The sequence below is a fragment of the Xanthomonas sp. NCPPB 1128 genome, assembly GCF_001043115.1.
Taxonomy (GTDB): domain Bacteria; phylum Pseudomonadota; class Gammaproteobacteria; order Xanthomonadales; family Xanthomonadaceae; genus Xanthomonas_A.
Genome location: NZ_LFME01000007.1, coordinates 27,516 through 45,534 on the forward strand (window position 1 = coordinate 27,516; position 18,019 = coordinate 45,534).

Here is an 18,019-nt window from a genome sequence, read left to right on the forward strand (position 1 = left end):
CCAAGAGAAGCCCGCATGCCGGCGTTCCGTCTTGCCCTTGGCGTCATGCGTCCTTCTCGGTCGGCGTACCCGTATATGGGCCTGTTTTGCTTGTCTTCGCTCCAGGTCATGCCTGGGGCCGCGGCTCACGGTTGAGAGACCGACCATGCAGATCGCCTACCGCGCCCAGCACCTGATCGACGCGCACCTGGCCAAGCACGCGCTGGAGGACGCCGGCATTACCGCCTTCGTGTTCGGCGAGGCCCTGCTTGGCGGCGCCGGCGAACTGCCGTTCGGCGTGGTCCAGGTCTGCGTGGCAGACGAACTGCTGGAAAAAGCCCAGGAAGTGCTGATGACGCTGGGCCTGGGCGGGCAAGTGACGAGGGCGATGTAGTTTGGGGGCTGGGATTGGGGAGTCGGGATTGGGGATTGGCAAAAGCGGGGGGCTGCCGTTGCGAATCCCCAATCCCTAATCCCCAATCCCGGCTGTCAGCCATCCCGGCGGCGCGGCATCGGCCACGGCCAGCGCACGCAGGCGCTTGAACAGCACCACGGTCTCGGCCACGTTCCAGACCCGCAGGGCCACCTCGAAGGTGTCCAGCGGCTTGGTCAGGAAATCCTTGGCGCCCAGGCCGAGGGCGCGGTGGCGGGCGCTGCGGCTGGGGTCGGCGGTGAGCACGATCACCGGCAGGAAGCTGGACGGGCCGGCCAGCCGCGCCAGTTGCTCCAGGATCGCGTAGCCGTCCACCTCCGGCATCATCAGGTCGAGCAGGATCAGGTCCGGCGCGAACGCGGCGACCAGGCCCAGCACCCGCTGCGGGTCGGTGGTCGCCACCACCTGGCGGAAGCCTTCGCGCTGCAGCAGTTCTTCCAGCAGGCGGACGTTGGCCGGTTCGTCGTCGACGATCAGGATGCGCGCGGCGAGGACATCGTTGCGGGTCATGCGAGGTGTTGGTCCAGAACGGAGAAGAAGTCGGCCACGTCCAGCGGCTTGGTCAGGTAGGCGCGCACCGGCTCGCCTTGCACGCGCGCCAGCGTGGTCGCGGTGGCATCGGCGCTGATCACCACCACCGGGATCGCCGCGGTGTGCGGCTGCGCGCGCAGCGCCTGCAGCAGTTCCTCGCCGTTGCCGTCGCTCAGGTGCAGGTCGAGCAGGATCAGGTCGGGCGTGGCCTGCTGCAGATGCGCGCGCGCCTGCGCCAGGCTGGCGGCCTCGTGCAGGCGCCAGTGCGGGCGGCGTTCGACCAGGGTACGGATCAGCGCCTGGTTGGACGGGTTGTCCTCCACGCTCAGCAACTGGCGCTGGATCCCGCTCGCCGTCGTCGCCATCACGGCGGGGTCCGGCAGTGCCGCTGCCTGTGGGCGGTCCAGCGGCAGTGCGATGGTGAAGCGCGATCCGTCCGGGCCGCTGTCCACGGCGATGCGCCCGCCCATCGCCTCGGTCAGGCGCTTGCTCAGCGCCAGACCCAGACCGGTGCCCTCGATCGCCGAGCGCTCGGCGCCGAGCCGCTCGAACGGCGTGAACAATCGTTCCACCTGCGCCGGCGTCAGACCGTGGCCCTGGTCGTGCACGCTCAGCGCCAGGGACTGGCCTTCGGGCACCGCGCTCACCCACACCGCGCCACCCGGGCGATTGAACTTGATCGCGTTGGACAGCAGGTTGATCAGCACCTGGCGCAGCCGCTGCGGATCGGCGCGCACGGTCCACTCCGGCGGCAACTGCGGCGGCCGCAGCACGATGCCGCGCGCCTGCGCCTCCGGTGCGACCAGGCCCAGCGCCTCTTCCAGTGCGGCATGTACCGGCACCGGCCGCGGGCTCAGGTCGAGCTGGTCGGCCTCGATGCGGGCGATGTCCAGCAGTTCGGTGATCAGTCCCAGCAGGTGCCGGCCGGCGCCGAGGATGTGCTGCAGGTGGTCGCGCTGCGCCGCGCCCGGCAGGTCCATCTCCAGCACCTGCGCGTAGCCGAGGATGGCGTTGAGCGGCGTACGCAGTTCGTGGCTGCTGCGCGAGAGGAATTCGGTCTTGGCGCGGTTGGCGCTCTCGGCCTCGCGGCGCGCCGACTGCGCTTCCTCGGCGCGCGCGGCGAGCAGGGTGCTGGCCTGCTGCAGGCGTTGCGCGACCTGGCCTAGTTCGTCGCCGGCCGGCGGCTGTGGCGCCAGCGGCCGGCCGTCGCCGAGGCGGTCGGCATTGGCCGAGAGCTGGCGCAGGCGTCGCGACAGCGACGAGGCGAACCAGGCCACCGCGAGCACCGCACCGAGTCCGCCCAGCATCGCCGCGCACAGGGTGATCAGCAGGTTGCGCTGGCGCAGCGCCTGCGCCGTGGCGGTGCGCACCTGCAACTGCGCGGTCTCGTAGTTGCGCAGTTCGCGCAGCTCCGCGCGCAGGATGTCGAGGGTGACCTTGCCCTCGCGCAACTGGCGGATCTCTTCTTCGCGGCTCAGGTCCGGCGCCAGCAGCCGCCGCCAGCCCTGCATCTTCTCCTCGAACAGCGGCTGGATGCGGGCGAAGCGCTGCGCCTGGCGCGGGTCGGTGATGCGTTGCGACAGGCGCTGCACCACGGTCTTCAGCCGCGGCTCGGCGTCGCGGTACGGGGTCAGGAACGCGTCCTGGCGCACCAGCCGGTAGCCGCGCACGCCGGCGGCGGTCTCTGCCAGCAACGCATGCGCCTCGTGCAGATCGCTGAGCAACTGCAGGGTGCGGCGCACGTCGTTCTCGGCGGCGATGTTCTGCCGCTCGACGCTGTAGATCGCCACCAGCGCCGCCACCAGCAGCAACAGCGGCAGCGCCACCAGCGCCAGACTCTTGCGGGTCAGCGGCCAGTCGTTCCAGCGCCGCGCCAGCGCCCTCACATCGCTACCCCCGCCTGCACCGCGACCACCGCGGCCTGGGTGCGGTCGGCCACCTGCAGCTTGTGCAGGATGCGCTCGACGTGGACCTTGGCGGTGCCGGCGCTGATGCCCAGTTCGGCGCCGAGTGCGGCATTGGTCAGCCCGCGCGACAGCAGCGCCAGCACCTGCCGCTCGCGCGCGCTGAGCACGGCCAGGCGGTCGGCCTGCGCCGGTTTGCGCCGCCGCGGCGCACGCGGTGGTTCGGCGGCCAGCGGCGCCAGCAACCCGGCGATCGCGGACAGCGCCTGCACGTCCTCCGGCGCCGGCACGGTGCGCGCGTCCCAGCCCAGGCACAGCGGGCCCAGCGGCACGCCCAGCGTGGCGATCGGCAGGCACAGTTCGCCGGCTTCGGTGGCGGGATTGCCGCGCAGGCGCCAGGCATGGGCGGGCGCCTCGATGGCGACGCTGGCACCGGGCGGCAAGGCATCGCCCTGGCTGGCCAGCACCAGGCAGCGCTCGCCGCGCACCGCCAGCACCGCGGCGTGCGGTGCCGCGACCAGGGCGCTGGCGGGTACCAGGACGTGCGCAGCGGCCTGCGCGGCATCGCCGGCTTCGCGCAGCGCCGTGGCGGCGGCGGCCACGGCCTGCCAGCGCGCGGCGTCGGCGGCGTCGCGGCGCAGTGCCTCACGCCACTGGCCTGCATTGGAAGGACTGTGCACGGGCGCGTCTCCGTATGCCGAACGGCATATTCGAGGATATGCCGCCCAGCGGATTTTGCGCAAGCCGCCGCTGCCGATACTCGCTTCGCCTCGAGACGGCATTCCCTCAGCAAGCGGAGACTTCCCATGCGTCGCATCCTGTTCGCCCTGGCACTGGGCCTGACCACCACCTCCACCGCGCTGGCCGCGCCGGCGATGCACTACGACGGCCAGCCGGCGACACCGGCCAGCAGCGCCGAGCGTGAGATCGCCGGCCTGTTCGACCGCTGGAACGCGGCGCTGGCCACCGGCAATCCGCAGCGCGTGGCCGACCTGTACGCCCGCGACGGCGTGCTGCTGCCCACGGTGTCCAACCAGGTCCGCGCCAGCCGCGCCGAGATCGAGGACTACTTCAGCCACTTCCTCGCCGCCAAGCCGCGCGGCGCCATCAACTACCGCCAGGTGCGGCTGCTCGACGACGACAGCGCGGTCGACGCCGGCGTCTACACCTTCACCCTGAACAATCCCGACGGCAGCACCCGCCAGGTGCAGGCGCGCTACACCTTCGTCTACGAAAAGCGCGACGGGCGCTGGCTGATCATCAACCACCACAGCTCGGCGATGCCGGAGCCGGTCGCCGCGGCCACGGCCAGCACCGCAGCGAAGTGAGCGTCGCGTCCGTCACCGCCGCCGCGGTGGCCGGGCGCACTTGAAAGCGGACTCCGGCAGCGCCATCCACAAGGCATCGCCGTCGCTGCCAGGAGTCCATGCCATGTTGGGAATCGGTGCCTTCAAGCAGCGCCTGCCGCGCCCGGGCGAGAGCCTGCCGGGACGCGCGCAGCCGCTGCCGCTGCACAACCGCCACTTCGTCAACGGCCATCCCTTGCGCGATGCCTTCGCCGGCCTGGAGCAGGTGCAGTTCGGCCTGGGCTGTTTCTGGGGCGCCGAACGCAAGTTCTGGTCGCTGCCCGGCGTGTTCAGCACCGCGGTCGGCTATGCCGGTGGCGAGACGCCCAATGCCACCTATCGCGAGGTCTGCTCGGGCCAGACCGGCCACACCGAGGCGGTGCTGGTGGCGTTCGACCCGCAGGCCGTGCGCTTCGAGCAGTTGCTGCAGACCTTCTGGGAAAGCCACGACCCGACCCAGGGCATGCGCCAGGGCAACGACACCGGCACCCAGTACCGCTCGGCGATCTACTGCACCACCCAGGCGCAGTACGACGCCGCGCTGGCCAGCCGCGACGCTTATCAGCAGCGCCTGGACGCTGCCGGCTACGGCCCCATCACCACCGAGATCCGCTTCCCGGCGCCGCCGTTCTACTATGCCGAGGACGAGCACCAGCAATACCTCGCCAAGAACCCGGGTGGCTACTGCGGGCTGGGCGGGACCGGAGTGAGTTGTCCGATCGGGCTGGAGGCCTGAGTCTCAACGCGGAGATTGCGCCGCGGCCGACCCGCGCTCGGCTGCGGCGCGCCTGCACGCTTCTTGCGCGCTGCCCTCGTCCGTCCTTTGCTGGCTGGGAGCGGCTGGAGCCTGGGGTATCTCCGATCAAAGTCGCTCGTGAGACGGTAAGCGGCTTCCGCACACGCGGAGAGCCATGCCAGGACGAGGGTCGATAGCAACATCGCCAGCGCAATCCCACCAGCACTCTGGTTGGATGGCGCAAAGAGATTGAAGGCGGCCGGTGCAAGCAACCAGGGGACGAATGCGGCCGCGTATAGCGCAATGGCTCCTTTTCGATAGCTCCTGGCTGATTTCCAGATCCCTTTGGGCACGAAGTGCGACTTGTCGTCCGACACCCCGATCATGCCTTTGGCCATCTTGCAGTAAGTCAGCACCTTCGCCGCATTGCTGCGTTCCAACGCGATCCTGATTTCGTCGCCGTCGAGATTGCCGCCGATGGCATTGCCGACCGCGATTTGCAACGCAGCCGCATCCGCGGTTCGCCAGCCACCATCCAGGGAAAGCGCGTAAAGGCGTTGCGTGCGTTTCACGGAGAGACTGAGAAAGCCGGTCCTCCATTTCAGAAAAAACATGGGAAGGGCTCCGGCTGCTGCGATGACGCCGGCGAGGTTGCTGTAGCGGCTTGCGAATTCGACGAGTGACATGACGCGCCTCTGGACTGAACTCGGCCGCATGAAGCCACGGCACGCTCTCAAGAAACGAGACTGAAGCGCGCCGGGACGCAGCAGCGCCCATCGGCCGACGCCGCCTGCCTACTTGGCGATGTCCGTGTCGGGTTTGTCGGCGGCGGGCCGCAGCCGTGCCGCATAGCCGGACAACTGCAGCGCCTTGCGTGGCGACAGGCCGGCCTTGAGCCGTGCGATCGCCGCATCGCCGTCGCGGCTGCGGCCGAGCGCATAGTCGGTCCGTGCCAGTTCCAGCGTCGCGCGCTGGCGGACCGTCAGGTTGCCGAAGGGATCGAAGAACGAATCCACGCGTGTGCGGTCCTGCACGCCGGTCCAGCCGAATGCCAGCTCGGCCGGGGTTTCCTCGGCGAGCTGCGCGTAGCGGCGCCGCGCTTCGGCCTGCGCGATCTGGCCGCTCAGCAGGGCCAGGCGGGTTCGCAACAGCGCCGTTTCGGCGGCCGGCGCCTCGGTCGCGTACGTCTCCAGGACGCGGCCCATCCACGCCCAATCGACGTTGCCGGTGTCGGCCTGGGTGCCGAGCAGGTTGAAGGCGAGGATCGCAGCGCGCTGCGTCGCGGTGGTGGCGCGCTCGACCGCGTCCGCAGTGGGGCGCCCCAGCGTCGACGGCTGTACGAGCGCGATCGCCGGGTCGTGCGCGAGGATCGCCTCCAGGTCCGGTTTGTGGAAGTAGCCGACCACCACCAGCACGGTCTTGCCCGGGTGCGCCAGCGCCGCGGCGCGGATGCGCTGGGCCTGCAGGAAGGTGCGGTACAGGTACAGGCGCCGCGGCAGGTCCTGGTCGGCGCGCGGTGCCGGGGTTTGCGCCCACTTCCGCACCGCGGCCACGTTCTCGGCCACATCCGCCGCGAAGAAATCGCGCTGCAGGGCGGCCTTGTCGGGGAACGACAGGAAGCCCTGGAACCCCTGCGCGCGGCGCAGTTCCAGCGGCGTGTCCAGATCCATGCCGAAGCCGAGTCTGGCGTCCTCCACCGGCGGCATCCAGTCGATCGGACAGAGAGCGACTGGATGCGTCGCAGCGTACGGCAGGATCACGCCCTGCACCTCGTAGGTGTATTCGTAGTAATCGCCGCGCGCCGCCTGCTCCGGCGGGCGTTCGATACAGATCGCGTCCGGCGCGAGTTGCTCCAGGAACGCCGCGAGCACGCCCGGCTGGTCGCGTTCGGAGACCAATTGCGCCGCGTGCTCCACGCCCAGGATCGCGACCCGGGTCGGTGCCGGCGTGGCGGCCATGCCGGTGGCGCTGGCGGCAGCCAGCGTCAGCGAAAACAACCAACGCGCCACCCATCCGCGCATGCACTCTCTCCTGTCCAGGCCGTGGAAGCACCCTGCCGGCGCGCTGGCGTGCGTGACCGCCGTTACGTCACGCCCGCCGCGGATCGACCGCGACGCCGCGGGCAGCCGCCGATGGCGGGTTGCAGGGTGTGACGACAAGTGTAGGCATGCGGCGCCGCCGCCGTCTGCATGACAGGTGGCACTGGTCGCGCTAGACGAACTCGGCCGCGAACATCTGCCGCATCTGCGCGATCTGCTCCTCGCGTTCGGGGTGCAGCAGCCGCAGGCATTCCTCGGCGAAGCTGACCGGGCTGGTGCCGGGAGCGGTGATCAGACCGCTAGCGCTGACCACGCGGCGTTCCTGGTAATGCGCGCTGCCGGCATAGACGCCGGCGTGCTCGCGCAGGAAGGCTTCGGAATTGCTGGTGTGCGGACGGGTATCGAGCAGGCCGGCGTAGGCCAGCGCCAGGGTTGCACCGCAGATCGCCGCCACGCCGCGGCCCGCCTCCAGGCGCTGCTGCAGCAATGCGCTCAGTCCTGGGATCTCGCCGGCCTGCCAGCGATCGCTGCCGGGCAGCAGCCACAGGTCGGCGTCCAACGGCGCCAGGTCCGACAGCGCATAGGTGGGGTGCAGCTCCAGGCCGCCGATCGAGGTGATGGGCTTGCCGTCGATGCTGGCGATCTGGATCGTGTCGCCGAACCAGGCCCGCGCCGCCGGCAGGATGGTGCCGATCTCCCAGTCCGCCACGCCGTCCACCATCACCACTGCGATCGTTGCCATTGCCTTGCCTCTGCACTCGGGCGCGCAGCATAGCCCGGGAAAAGTTGTGGCCGCGCCAACGTGGCGTCGAAAGCATCGTGGGTGAGATGCGCTGCACCTGCGCTTGTTCTCAGGGTTCCGTGTGCAGTGCGCAGTCTTGCTCGCGCGGTGCGACAGCCCGCCCCGATGGTATCCGATCAAGCGGGAAGATCGCAGCGAGCCAGGGATCCGCTTTACCGATTCCCCATTCCCGTTTCTCGATTCCCCCACCCCAAGCGCGGCATCGCCGCGCTTGGGGCTGCACCACTCAGCCGATCAGCTTGTGCCGGATCGTGTCGCGCAGGGCCTGCAGGTCCTTGGCGAAGGTGTCGATGCCGCCGGCCAGCTTCTCGGTGGCCATCGGGTCGGCGGCCAGGTCGGCGGCGAAGCGCTTGGCGTCGATCGGCTCGATCTTGGCGCCGTCGGCCTGGCTGGGGGAGAGCTTGCGCGGCAGCGGGCCGTGGTCGGCGTCGAGCTTCTCCAGCAGGTCCGGCGAGATGGTCAGGCGGTCGCAGCCGGCCAGTGCTTCGATCTGCGCGGTGGAACGGAACGAGGCGCCCATGACCACGGTCTGCGAACCGCGGCGCTTGAACTCGTCGTACACGCCGCGCACGAACTGCACGCCCGGATCTTCGTCGATGGTCGCCGGGGTCTGGCCCTTGGCCACGTACCAGTCGAGGATGCGGCCGACGAACGGCGAGATCAGGAATACCCCGGCCTCGGCACAGGCCAGCGCCTGGGTGCGGTTGAAGATCAGGGTCAGGTTGCAGTCGATGCCGTCGCGCTGCAGCTGCCGCGCCGCCTCGATGCCTTCCCAGGTCGCGGCGACCTTGATCAGGATGCGGTCCTTGGGGATGCCGCGCTCGGCGTACATGGCGATGAACTTGTGCGCCTTGGCGATGGTGGCGGCGGTGTCGTGGGCCAGGTCGGCATCCACCTCGGTGGACACGCGGCCTGGCACCAGCGCGCTGAGCTTGGCGCCGACGCCGATGGTCAGGCGGTCGGCGATCTCGTCGACCAGGGCGGCATGGTCGCCGTCCTGGCCGCGCGCCCAGGCCAGCGCCTCGTCGATCAGGTCGGCGTAGACCGGCAGGTCCAGCGCCTTCTTCACCAGGGTCGGATTGGTGGTGCAGTCCACCGGCTTGAGCCGCTTGATCGCGTCATAGTCGCCGGTATCGGCCACGACCACGGACAACTCGCGCAACTGGGCGAGCTTGGAGGGGGCGGAAGAGGTCATCGGTATCTCTCGGAAACGAGTGGGGACAAGGATAGGGCCGCGCACGTTAACGCGCTGCGGGCGCGTTGTCGTCGTCGGTGCGCTGCACCGCGGTCACGCGCAGGCGCAGCGGGCGTCCGCCGGGCGCCTGCCAGTCGATGGACTGGCCCACGGCCAGGCCGAGCAGGGCGCTGCCGACCGGGGCCAGCACCGAGATGCGCGCATGCGCGGCATCGGCTTCGTGCGGATAGACCAGGGTCAGCTGATGGCGTTCGCCGTGCAGTTCGTCTTCGCACTCCACGCGGGAATGCATGGTGACGATGCCGGGGGGAATCTGGTCGGGCGCCATCACGGTGGCGCGATCGAGTTCTGCGCCCAGCGCTTGCGCGGCCGGGTGCTGGTGCAAGGCAGGGGAATCGAGCAGGGCTTCCAGGCGCGCGAGGTCGCGGCTGGAGACGATCAACGATGGCGGCAGGCCGCTGTGGTGTTGCGAGGTCATGGACAGGCTCCGGTTGGATGGCACAACGAACGGGGGCGGCACCGCGCCGCCCCCGTTCCCATTGTGCAAGCAAGCCGGCGCCGATGCGACGCCGCGGCCGGTTGGCCTGTTCAGGCCACCTGGCGCGGCGCCTGGTCCGGCAGCGTGAACAGTTCCTCGGGCAGCGCACCGAACAGGTGCGCCAGTTGCTGCAGGAACGCACCCATCGCCGAACTGCGCCGCCACAGCATGGCGATGCGCCGGCTCGGCCCGCCGTCGGGCGCGAACGGCAGCAGGCGCAGGTTCGGCGGATTGGCCACCGGCGGCTGCACCGCCAGCAGCGGCAACAGGGTCACGCCGACGTTGGCGGCGACCATCTGCCGCAGCGTTTCCAGGCTGGTGGCCTGGAACTCGGCCTTCTCCAGCGCGCCGGACAGATGGCACACGTCCAGTGCCTGGTCGCGCAGGCAGTGCCCGTCCTCGAGCAGCAGCAGGCGCTGCGCGTGCAGTTCGTCCATGGTCAGCGGCGTCGGCCGCCGCGCCAGCGGATGCTGCTCGGGCACCGCCAGCACGAACGGTTCCTCGAACAGGAATTCGGCGTGCAATTGCTCGTCGTGCAGCGGCAGCGCCAGCAGCGCCGCGTCCAGCCGGCCCTCGCGCAGGCGAGTCAGCAGCACGTCGCTCTTCTCTTCGATCAGCAGCAGTTCCAGCTGCGGGAAGCGCGCGCGGATGCGCGGGATCACGTGCGGCAGCAGGTACGGGCCGAGCGTGGGAAAGATGCCCAGGCGCACGGTGCCGGCTTCCGGATCCTGGCTGCGCCGCGCCGCCTCCTTCATCTGCTCGATCTCGGCGACGATGCCGCGCGCGCGGCTGGCCGCCTCGCGCCCGGCCGGGGTCAGCATGACCTTGCGCGGGGCGCGTTCGACCAGCGGCACGCCCAGTTCGTCCTCGAGTTTCTTGATCTGCGTGGACAGCGTCGGCTGGCTGACGAAGCACGCCGCGGCGGCGCGCCCGAAATGCTTGTGATCGGCCAGCGCCACCAGGTACTTCAGATCACGCAGGTTCATCGGCGGATTCCTTGAGACGCAGTGGCGGGGAGGTGACGCGGAGTCACAGCATAGAGCGTGTGACGCACATGACGGCGAGACAGATGGGGCGTGCGCGGTGCGGGCCGCACGCCCTGGTCCCGCGCCGGCAGCGCGGCGCGGGGCGGGGGCAGCTCAGGCCGCTTCGGCCACGCTGCCGCTGGCGACCGGTGCGCTGTGGCGGATCAGGTGGTCGAACGCGCTCAGCGCTGCCTTGGAGCCTTCGCCCATGGCGATGATGATCTGCTTGTACGGCACCGTGGTCACGTCGCCGGCGGCGAACACGCCCGGCAGCGAGGTCTGGCCGCGGTCGTCGACCACGATCTCGCCGCGCGGCGACAGCGCCACCATGCCCTGTAGCCATTCGGTGTTCGGCAACAGCCCGATCTGCACGAAGATGCCTTCCAAGGCCAGGCGATGCACATCGCCGCCGACGCGGTCCTTGTACACCAGGCCGGTGACCTTCTGACCGTCGCCCAGCACCTCGGTGCTCTGCGCGTTGACCAGGATGTCGACGTTGCCCAGGCTGCGCAGCTTGCGCTGCAGCACTTCGTCGGCGCGCAGCTTGCTGTCGAACTCGACCAGGGTGACGTGGCTGACGATGCCGGCCAGGTCGATCGCCGCTTCCACGCCGGAGTTGCCGCCGCCGATCACCGCCACGCGCTTGCCCTTGAACAGCGGGCCGTCGCAGTGCGGGCAGTAGGCCACGCCCTTGTTGCGGTACTGATCTTCGCCGGGCACGTTCATCTGCCGCCAGCGCGCGCCGGTGGACAGGATCACCGTGCGGCTCTTCAGCGAGGCGCCGTTGGCCAGCCTGACCTCGACCAGGCCGTCGGCGCCGGCCGGCACCAGCTGTTCGGCGCGCTGCAGGTTCATGATGTCCACGTCGTACTGGCGCACGTGCTGCTCCAGTGCCGCGGCCATCTTCGGGCCTTCGGTCTCCTGCACGGAGATGAAGTTCTCGATCGCCATGGTGTCCAGCACCTGGCCGCCGAAGCGCTCGGCCGCCACGCCGGTGCGGATGCCCTTGCGCGCGGCGTAGATCGCCGCCGCCGCGCCGGCCGGGCCGCCGCCGACCACCAGCACGTCGAACGGCGCCTTAGCCGCGATCGCCGCCGCATCGCGCTTGGCCGCGCCGGTGTCGAGCTTGGCCACGATCTGCTCCAGGGTCATGCGGCCCTGGTCGAACACTTCGCCGTTGAGGTAGACGGTGGGCACCGACATGATCTGCCGCGCCTCGACCTCGTCCTGGAACAGCGCGCCGTCGATCGCCACGTGCTGGATGTTCGGGTTCAGCACCGCGGCCAGGTTCAGCGCCTGCACCACGTCCGGGCAGTTCTGGCAGGACAGTGAGAAATAGGTTTCGAAGCGGTACTCGCCGGGCAGGTTGCGCACCTGCTCGATCAGCTCGGCGGTGGCCTTGGACGGGTGGCCGCCGACCTGCAGCAGCGCCAGCACCAGCGAGGTGAACTCGTGGCCCATCGGCAGGCCGGCGAAGCGCAGGTGGATGTCCTGGCCGGGGCTGTTCAGCGCGAACGAGGGCGCGCGCTCGCCGCTGTCGCGGTGCACGTCCAACGTGATCTTGTCCGACAGCAGCACCAGGTCCTCGAGCAGGTCGAGCATCTCGCGCGACTTGGCGCCATCGTCCACCGACGCGGTGATGTGGATGGGCCGGACGACCCGCTCCAGGTAGGCCTTCAACTGGGTTTTCAGATCGGCATCCAACATGGCGGACTCCTGACGTTGGGCAAAGCGAGGGGGAGGCACGCTGCCGGAGCAGCACGCCGCGAATGGGAGGAGGGATGAACCGCAGCCGGCGCCGGCGGAGGATGCCGGCTGCGGTTCACCCCCACCCCCGCCGCGAGGCGGAGATGGGAGCGAGGGCGGCTTAGATCTTGCCGACCAGGTCCAGCGACGGCTTCAGGGTCTTCTCGCCTTCCTTCCACTTGGCCGGGCACACCTCGCCCGGGTGGGAGGCGACGAACTGCGCGGCCTTGAGCTTGCGCAGGGTCTCGGTGACGTCGCGGGCGATCGCGTTGTCGTGGATCTCGAGGGTCTTGATCACGCCTTCCGGGTTGATCACGAAGGTGCCGCGCAGGGCCAGGCCTTCTTCCTCGATGTGCACGCCGAAGGCGCGGGTCAGCTGGTGGGTCGGGTCGCCGATCAGCGGGAACTGGGCCTTGCCCACCGCCGGGGAGGTCTCGTGCCACACCTTGTGCGAGAAATGGGTGTCGGTGGTGACGATGTAGACCTCGGCGCCGATCTTCTGGAACTCGGCGTAATGCTCGGCGGCGTCTTCCACTTCGGTCGGGCAGTTGAAGGTGAAGGCAGCCGGCATGAAGATCAGCACCGACCACTTGCCCTTCAGGTCCGCGTCGGTGACTTCGATGAATTCGCCATTGCGGTAGGCGTTGGCCTTGAACGGCTGGACCTGGGTGTTGATCAAAGACGACATGGAGTTTCCTCGTGGTTGCAATAGGGGTCGGGGGATGGAACGAGGCTCATGATAGGGGGCGCCGATAGATCCCTCAAATCGATTGATGGAATTGAATAGATAGATTTCCTCTATCGATTCCCAAGCCTGGCTCTTTGCTGCACTGCCGCGCGAATGGCGCGGCAGCCGCCCATGGCGCATGGGCGTCGGTCCGTTCTACCACGTTGGCTTTTCCAGACTCGCTGCGTCATCGTGACAGCGATGAATGCGCCTACTCCCGAATCCCTGCTGCGCGACGCCTGCACCCAGGTCGAGCGCGGCGATGCCGAAGCCTTGCTGCTGCACGCCCTGCAACGCGACCGCGCGTGGCTGTTCGCGCATGCACGCGAGTCGCTGCCGGACGGCGTGGTCGCTGGGTTCCAGGCGCTGCTGGCGCGGCGTGCACAGGGCGAGCCGGTGGCCTACCTGACCGGCCGGCGCGGCTTCTGGACCCTGGACCTGGCGGTCGGGCCGGCCACGCTGATCCCGCGCGCGGACACCGAGCGGCTGGTGGAACTGGCGCTGGAGCGGCTGGACACGGCGCCGGGCCGGCGCGTCGCCGACCTCGGCACCGGCAGCGGCGCGATCGCCCTGGCCCTGGCCAGCGAGCGCCCGCGGGCGCAGGTGACGGCCACCGACCTCAGTGCGGCCGCCCTGGCAGTGGCGCAGGCCAATGCGCTCGCACATGGCCTGGGCAACGTCGCCTTCGCGCATGGGCCGTGGCTGGCGCCGCTGGCCGGCCAACGCTTCGATCTGATCGCCAGCAACCCGCCGTACATCGCCGCCGGCGACCCGCACCTGCAGCAGGGCGACCTGCGCTACGAACCGGCCAGCGCGCTGGCGTCCGGCCCGGACGGCCTGGACGATCTGCGCCGGATCGTCGCCGATGCGCCGGCGCACCTGCTGCCCGGCGGCTGGCTGCTGCTGGAACATGGCTGGGACCAGGGCGCGGCGGTGCGCGCGCTGCTGGAGGCGGCCGGCTTCGCGGAGGTGGCGACCTATCAGGACCTGGAGGCGCGCGACCGGGTCACGCTGGGCTGCATTCCGCGCGGCTGAGCCTCCGTGGCCGGCCCCGCTTGCCGCCGCGGGCCGAACCCGACTGGCGGCGGCGTAGCAGCCCTGGGGAGCGTGCGATCCCGCCGCCAAGCGGTCGATGGGTAGAATCGCGGTTTTCCTGCAGGAGTCGCCATGCGCACGCTGTATCCCGAGATCGAGCCGTTCGACAGCGGCATGTTGCCGGTGGACGCACGGCATACCCTGTCCTACGAGCAGTGCGGCAATCCGCACGGCAAGCCGGTGGTGCTGCTGCATGGCGGTCCGGGCGGCGGCTGCAACGCCAAGATGCGCCGCTTCCACGACCCGGCCAAGTACCGCATCGTGCTGTTCGACCAGCGCGGCTCCGGCCGCTCCACGCCGCATGCCGATCTCGTCGACAACACCACCTGGGACCTGGTCGCCGACATCGAGCGGCTGCGCACGCACCTGGGCATCGACCGCTGGCAGGTGTTCGGCGGCAGCTGGGGCTCGACCCTGGCGCTGGCCTACGCGCAGACGCATCCGGAGCGCGTCACCGAGCTGGTGCTGCGCGGCATCTTCATGCTGCGTCGCTGGGAACTGGAGTGGTTCTACCAGGAAGGCGCCAGCCGCCTGTTCCCGGACGCGTGGGAGCACTACGTCGCGGCGATTCCGCCGGTGGAGCGCGCCGACCTGATCTCGGCTTTCCACCGGCGCCTGACCAGCGACGACGAGGCCACCCGCCTGGCCGCGGCCAAGGCCTGGAGCGTGTGGGAAGGCGCGACCAGCTTCCTGCACGTGGATGCCGATTTCGTCGACAGTCACGAGGACCCGCACTTCGCGCTGGCCTTCGCGCGCATCGAGAACCACTACTTCGTCAACGGCGGTTTCTTCGAGGTCGAGGACCAGTTGCTGCGCGACGCGCACCGCATCGCCGACATCCCGGGCGTGATCGTGCACGGCCGCTACGACGTGGTCTGCCCGCTGGCCAACGCCTGGGACCTCGCAAAGGCCTGGCCGAAGGCGACGCTGCAGATCACGCCGGCTTCCGGCCACTCCGCGTTCGAGCCGGAGAACGTCGACGCGCTGGTGTGCGCGACCGACGGCTTCGCCTGAGTCCGCGCAGGGCTGTGTAGCGGGTTCACGGAACGACGGTGCCGCGCATGGCGGCACCGTCCACTGCAATGATTCAGCAGGCCAGCGCGTCGCCCGGTTCCCATCCGGCGGCGGTGATGGCAGCGGCCGCCGCGGAGGGGCGCGTGTCGAGCTGTGCCTGCGTGGTCTCGTCGGTCCACACCACGAACGATTCGAGCACGTTGTCGCCGAAGGTGGTGCTGATCGCCACGTCGGCGGCGTCGCGGCCGCGCGCGATCAGCACTCGGCCGATGCGCGGCATGTTGTGGCGTGCATCGAAGGTGTACCAGCGCCCCTCGAGGAAGGCCTCGAACCAGCCGGAAAAATCCATCGGTGCGTCCGAGACCGGGACGCCGATGTCGCCCAGATAGCCGGTGCAGTAGCGCGCCGGGATGTTCATGCAGCGGCACAGCGCGATGGCCGCATGGGCAAAGTCGCGGCATACCCCGCGCCCTTCCTGCAGCGCCTGCGCGGCGCTCTTGGTGGCGCAGGCATGGGCATAGCCGAAGGCGATGCGCGTATGCACGTAGTCGCAGATCGCCTGCACCCGTGCCCAGCCGGGCGGCGTGCCGCCGAACAGTTCCCAGGCCATGCCACTGAGCAGGTCGGTCTCGCAGTAGCGGCTGCCGAGCAGGTACACCAGGGCAGCGTCGGGCAACTGCTCCACCGGCAACTGCGCAGCGCCGGGGTGCCACACGTCCGGCAGGCCGCTGTCGCGCACCACCGCATCGGCGTGCAGGGTCAGGCCGCCGGCGGGCGCGTGCAGGCGTGTGCAGCGGTTGCCGAAGCCATCGCGATAGGTGTGCAACGGCGTCGCTGGCACGCTGTGCAGGGCGGTGGCGGCGACGATGTCGTCGCGGCGGCTGTCGTGGATGTCCAGCATCGCCAGCATCGGTGTCGCCTGCGCGAAGCGGTAGCGGATCTCGTAGCCGAGGCGGATGAGCATGGGGTGTCCGGTGCGGGGAGGGTTTCCGGCGCGGACCGGTCCAGCCCGAGCCTGCGCAGGCCGCGCTCAGCTTGGCGTGAAGGCAGGCGGCAGCCGATTCAGCATGCTGAGTGGCGCGACGGCCGGTGCATGCCGGATGGCCGTAGTGACGACGGCCGATGTGGACCGCAGTGCAAGAGCGGTAGGCCCTGGGCCGCAGTGGCCGCAACGCATCGCGCGGATTGTTGCGAAAACGCTGACGCACCCTTATTCGTCTTTCACGACCCAGCGAGGCACATTGCGTAGATCGGTAGAAGCGGCTTCGGCCGCGACAGCTTTCCCGATAAGACCCGGTCGCGGCTGAAGCCGCTCCTACAGAGCCGCATGCCTTGGTGACGTGGGCCGTTCCAGCGCGGCGGCCCAGATTGGCGCTGGACTGCGCCGGCATCGCTGCTGGCGGCGCACGCCGGCTTTCTCGCTTGCGCCTGGCACTCAGCCCAGCGCCAGCAACTGCGGCTGCAGTGCGGTGAAGATCCGCGCCAGCCGCTGCGCCCAGGCCTGCTGGCCGGTGGCATCGGCGATCAGGTCCTGGCGGATCTCCAGTTCCACATGCGCCAGGCCGCGGCCTTCGCCATGTACGGGCACCGCGTAGTCGCTGCTGTCGCTGACCGCGTACGGCGCGTTGTCGCCGACCAGCAGGTCGTCTTCCGCGCGCAGCGCCTGCAGCAGCGCGTGGGCGAAGCGGGTGTCGCGGTGATACAGCACGCCGGCATGCCAGGGCCGCGGCACGCCGTCCAGCACCGGGGTGAAGCTGTGCATCATCACCAGCACGGTGGGCCGGGCGGCGGCGTGGCGCGCGTCCAGTTCGGCGGCGATGCGTGCGTGGTAGGGCGCATGCACGGCATCGATGCGCTGCTGCCGCTGCGCCGCCGTGAGAGCGGCGTTGCCCGGTACCACGGTGCGGTCGCTAACGGACGGGATCAGCGTTGGCGAGGCCAGCGGTCGGTTGCAGTCGATCAGCAGCCGCGAATAGGTCTGTTCGATCGCCCAGGCGTCGAGCAGCGCGGACAGCGCGCGGGTGGTGCCGGCGATACCGATGTCCCAGCCGATGTGCCGGTCCAGTTCCGCCTGCGCCAGGCCCAGGCCGTGCAGCGCGCGTGGCACCGCCTGCCCGGCGTGGTCGGCCAGCAGCACGAACGGCGAGGTGCCATCCGCGTTGTGGACAGTGAAGACCGCAGGATCGTCCGCTCCCAGCAGCGGCGGCAGGTCGGACGCGTGCGGCTCAGACACGTGGCGTGCCGTCCAAGTGGTGTTCGATCATCCACAGGCCCGCCCACAGCTTTGCGTCCAGTGCGTAGCCTTCGCCCATCTTCTGCACCAGCCATGCGGCGGCGCGCGTGCGCGGCACCGAATGCACGGTGATGTCCTCGCTGGCGTCGCCACCGCCATTGCCGACCTTGCGAAGCCCGCTGGCGCGGACGAAGGCGATCTTCTCGTTGCTGGCGCCGGCCGAGGTCGGGCCGATCAGCAGCACTTCGGCGTGGTCGGCGGTCCAGCCGGTTTCCTCTTCCAGTTCGCGCACCGCCGACACTTCGATCGATTCGCCGGCATCGATGTCGCCGACCAGCCCGGCCGGCATCTCGATGGTGCGCGCCTGCAGCGGCACGCGGAACTGTTCGACGAACAGCACCTCGTCGTCCGGCGTGACCGCCACGATGATCGCGGCCAGGCCGCCGGCATGCACGCGTTCGGAATACTCCCAGGTGCCGCGCACGACCATGCGCTGGTACTTGCCTTCGTAGACGACGCGGGGCGGGGAATCATGGCGGGGCATGGGTAGCTCGCAGGTAACGGAGGAAGAAGGCGCGGTCGCGCGCGGCGCGGTTGGGCGATGCGGTGCAGTGTAGAGCGTGCGATGTACTTTTGATGTGCGCCAGGCGGCCCGCGGTTTGGGTGGGCGCCACGC

At 69.9% G+C, this 18,019-nt stretch carries 19 protein-coding genes; 5 read left to right on the forward strand and 14 right to left on the reverse strand.

Annotated features, from left to right (window positions below):
- Positions 1-145 precede the first annotated feature (145 nt).
- Positions 146-373, forward strand: a complete 228-nt coding sequence (locus tag ACP93_RS06825) for a putative signal transducing protein (RefSeq protein WP_017912582.1) — start codon at positions 146-148, stop codon at positions 371-373.
- Between the two features lie 75 nt (positions 374-448).
- Here the strand turns inward: ACP93_RS06825 and ACP93_RS06830 are convergent, their stop codons facing one another.
- Genes ACP93_RS06830 through ACP93_RS06840 form a run of 3 tightly spaced genes read right to left on the reverse strand, consistent with a single transcriptional unit; the run spans position 449 to position 3,527 of the window.
- Complete coding sequence (locus ACP93_RS06830) at positions 449-922, reverse strand: response regulator (RefSeq protein WP_048490002.1); 474 nt, start codon at positions 920-922, stop codon at positions 449-451.
- On the reverse strand, positions 919-2,829 hold the full coding sequence (locus ACP93_RS06835) for an ATP-binding protein (protein WP_048490003.1): 1,911 nt from the start codon (positions 2,827-2,829) through the stop codon (positions 919-921). Before ACP93_RS06835 ends, ACP93_RS06830 begins: the two co-directional genes overlap by 4 nt.
- A complete protein-coding gene (locus ACP93_RS06840; protein ID WP_048490004.1) occupies positions 2,826-3,527 on the reverse strand; it encodes a helix-turn-helix transcriptional regulator in 702 nt (233 codons plus the stop codon). The genes ACP93_RS06835 and ACP93_RS06840 overlap by 4 nt, the downstream gene beginning before the upstream one ends.
- 126 nt (positions 3,528-3,653) lie before the next feature.
- Here ACP93_RS06840 and ACP93_RS06845 point away from each other — a divergent pair, with 126 nt between their 5' ends.
- Positions 3,654-4,175, forward strand: coding sequence for an SgcJ/EcaC family oxidoreductase (locus ACP93_RS06845; protein WP_048490005.1), 522 nt, complete (start codon positions 3,654-3,656; stop codon positions 4,173-4,175).
- A 103-nt stretch (positions 4,176-4,278) separates the two neighbouring features.
- Positions 4,279-4,929 carry a peptide-methionine (S)-S-oxide reductase MsrA gene (msrA, locus tag ACP93_RS06850; RefSeq protein WP_048490006.1) on the forward strand — a complete coding sequence of 217 codons (651 nt, stop codon included), beginning with the start codon at positions 4,279-4,281 and terminating at the stop codon, positions 4,927-4,929.
- Here msrA and ACP93_RS21695 read toward each other — a convergent pair.
- From ACP93_RS21695 to ahpC, 8 genes are all read right to left on the reverse strand, one after another.
- The gene (locus ACP93_RS21695; protein ID WP_131721593.1) at positions 4,875-5,615 is read right to left on the reverse strand and encodes a hypothetical protein; all 741 of its coding nucleotides are present in this window, start codon (positions 5,613-5,615) and stop codon (positions 4,875-4,877) included. The two genes, msrA and ACP93_RS21695, sit on opposite strands and share 55 nt — an antisense overlap.
- A gap of 108 nt (positions 5,616-5,723) precedes the next feature.
- Entirely contained in the window at positions 5,724-6,950 is a 1,227-nt protein-coding gene (locus ACP93_RS06855) for a hypothetical protein (RefSeq protein WP_048490007.1), read from the reverse strand.
- Between the two features lie 190 nt (positions 6,951-7,140).
- Positions 7,141-7,710 (reverse strand): type 1 glutamine amidotransferase family protein, encoded by a 570-nt coding sequence (locus ACP93_RS06860; RefSeq protein WP_048490008.1) that lies wholly within the window; start codon positions 7,708-7,710, stop codon positions 7,141-7,143.
- A gap of 286 nt (positions 7,711-7,996) precedes the next feature.
- Positions 7,997-8,965, reverse strand: a complete 969-nt coding sequence (gene tal, locus ACP93_RS06865; protein WP_048490009.1) for a transaldolase — start codon at positions 8,963-8,965, stop codon at positions 7,997-7,999.
- Between the two features lie 46 nt (positions 8,966-9,011).
- A complete protein-coding gene (gene rnk, locus ACP93_RS06870; protein WP_048490010.1) occupies positions 9,012-9,443 on the reverse strand; it encodes a nucleoside diphosphate kinase regulator in 432 nt (143 codons plus the stop codon).
- A 110-nt stretch (positions 9,444-9,553) separates the two neighbouring features.
- Positions 9,554-10,489 carry a LysR substrate-binding domain-containing protein gene (locus ACP93_RS06875; protein ID WP_048490011.1) on the reverse strand — a complete coding sequence of 312 codons (936 nt, stop codon included), beginning with the start codon at positions 10,487-10,489 and terminating at the stop codon, positions 9,554-9,556.
- 153 nt (positions 10,490-10,642) lie between these two features.
- Entirely contained in the window at positions 10,643-12,235 is a 1,593-nt protein-coding gene (gene ahpF / locus ACP93_RS06880; protein ID WP_048490012.1) for an alkyl hydroperoxide reductase subunit F, read from the reverse strand.
- 160 nt (positions 12,236-12,395) lie between these two features.
- Positions 12,396-12,962, reverse strand: coding sequence for an alkyl hydroperoxide reductase subunit C (gene ahpC / locus ACP93_RS06885; protein WP_026143367.1), 567 nt, complete (start codon positions 12,960-12,962; stop codon positions 12,396-12,398).
- 240 nt (positions 12,963-13,202) lie between these two features.
- Here ahpC and prmC point away from each other — a divergent pair, with 240 nt between their 5' ends.
- Together prmC and pip are read left to right on the forward strand one after the other, a co-directional pair.
- Positions 13,203-14,036 carry a peptide chain release factor N(5)-glutamine methyltransferase gene (gene prmC / locus ACP93_RS06890; RefSeq protein WP_048490013.1) on the forward strand — a complete coding sequence of 278 codons (834 nt, stop codon included), beginning with the start codon at positions 13,203-13,205 and terminating at the stop codon, positions 14,034-14,036.
- A 132-nt stretch (positions 14,037-14,168) separates the two neighbouring features.
- Positions 14,169-15,110 carry a prolyl aminopeptidase gene (gene pip / locus ACP93_RS06895; protein WP_048490014.1) on the forward strand — a complete coding sequence of 314 codons (942 nt, stop codon included), beginning with the start codon at positions 14,169-14,171 and terminating at the stop codon, positions 15,108-15,110.
- Between the two features lie 73 nt (positions 15,111-15,183).
- Here the strand turns inward: pip and ACP93_RS06900 are convergent, their stop codons facing one another.
- From ACP93_RS06900 to ACP93_RS06910, 3 genes are all read right to left on the reverse strand, one after another.
- Positions 15,184-16,074 carry a transglutaminase-like domain-containing protein gene (locus ACP93_RS06900; RefSeq protein WP_048490015.1) on the reverse strand — a complete coding sequence of 297 codons (891 nt, stop codon included), beginning with the start codon at positions 16,072-16,074 and terminating at the stop codon, positions 15,184-15,186.
- A 471-nt stretch (positions 16,075-16,545) separates the two neighbouring features.
- Entirely contained in the window at positions 16,546-17,343 is a 798-nt protein-coding gene (locus ACP93_RS06905) for an N-formylglutamate amidohydrolase (protein ID WP_228135971.1), read from the reverse strand.
- A complete protein-coding gene (locus ACP93_RS06910) occupies positions 17,336-17,887 on the reverse strand; it encodes an NUDIX hydrolase (RefSeq protein ID WP_048490016.1) in 552 nt (183 codons plus the stop codon). The genes ACP93_RS06905 and ACP93_RS06910 overlap by 8 nt, the downstream gene beginning before the upstream one ends.
- Positions 17,888-18,019 lie beyond the last annotated feature (132 nt).